Source organism: Micromonospora sp. DT31 (genome assembly GCF_049841795.1).
GTDB lineage: Bacteria > Actinomycetota > Actinomycetes > Mycobacteriales > Micromonosporaceae > Micromonospora.
In genome coordinates this window covers 1-1246 of the sequence record NZ_JBNCKZ010000056.1, presented here as the reverse complement: position 1 = coordinate 1246, position 1246 = coordinate 1, and the positions used below count along the sequence as shown (strand labels likewise).

Here is a 1246-nt window from a genome sequence, read left to right as displayed (position 1 = left end):
GCTAGTGCCGTGACCACGAACGTTCACGGTGTTGGTTGACACGCCGCGCGGCCTGTCGGCCCGGCGGCGTCGTGCCGGTCAGGCTGTGGCGGTGGCAGATCTTGTACGTGTGCGGCGGCTGAGTGATCAGGAAGGTCAGCAGCTGCTCAGAATCACCCGCCGGGGAACCGGTTCACCGATCCGACTGCGACGGGCGATGGTCGTGCTCGCCTCAGCTGGCGGGAACACGGTCCCGGCCATCGCCCGCCTCGTGCAAGCCGACGAGGACACGATCCGGCAGGTCATCCACCGGTTCAACGACATGGGGATGGCCAGCCTGGACCCTCAGTGGGCGGGTGGCCGTCCCCGCCAGATCAGTCCTGACGAAGAGCAGTTCATCGTCGAGATGGCCAACACCCGCCCCGAGAAACTGGGGCGTCCGTTCACCCGCTGGAGCCTCCGCAAGCTCGCCGACCACCTACGCCTGCACTCGGCACGCCGGGTCCGGATCGGGCGGGAACGACTGCGGCAGATCCTGCACCGACACCGGATCACCTTCCAACGGACCAAGACGTGGAAGGAGTCCACCGACCCGCACCGGGACGCCAAACTCGCCCGGATCGAGCATGTGAGCAGCCACTTCCCACAACGGGTGTTCGCGTTCGACGAGTTCGGGCCCCTGGTGATCAGACCGCAGGTCGGCGCCGGGTGGGCTCCGGCCGGGCACCCGCGACGGCTGCCCGCGAACTACCACAAGCTGCACGGCGTCCGGCAGTTCCACGGCTGCTACTCCGTCGGTGACGACCAACTCTGGGGTGTGGTCCGGCGGCGCAAGAGCGCCGCGAACACCCTCGCCGCGCTCAAGTCGATCCGCGCCGCCCGGCCGGACGGGGCGCCGATCTACGTCATCCTGGACAACCTGTCCGCGCACAAAGGCCGAAAGATCCGAGCGTGGGCGGCCCGCAACAAGGTCGAGCTCTGTTTCACCCCGACCTACGCCTCCTGGGCCAACCCAATCGAAGCCCAGTTCGGGCCGCTACGCACCTTCGTCATCGCTGGCTCGAACCACCCCAACCACCCCGCGCTGACCCGACGGTTGCAGGCCTACCTGCGGTGGCGCAACGCCAACGCCCGCCACCCCGACGTCCTGGCCGCCCAACGCCGCGAACGCGCCCGCATCCGCAGCGAACGACATCGACGCTGGGGCCAACCCGCCACCCACGCAGCCTGACCCCAACACCGCCAACCTTCGTGGTCAAGGCACTAG

General features: G+C 68.5%; 1 protein-coding gene. It reads left to right on the top strand.

Features of this window, described 5'->3' with window-relative positions:
• The first annotated feature begins 91 nt into the window (after window positions 1–91).
• A complete protein-coding gene (locus ACLQ2X_RS28340; protein ID WP_425684130.1) occupies window positions 92–1210 on the top strand; it encodes an IS630 family transposase in 1119 nt (372 codons plus the stop codon).
• Window positions 1211–1246: the final 36 nt, after the last annotated feature.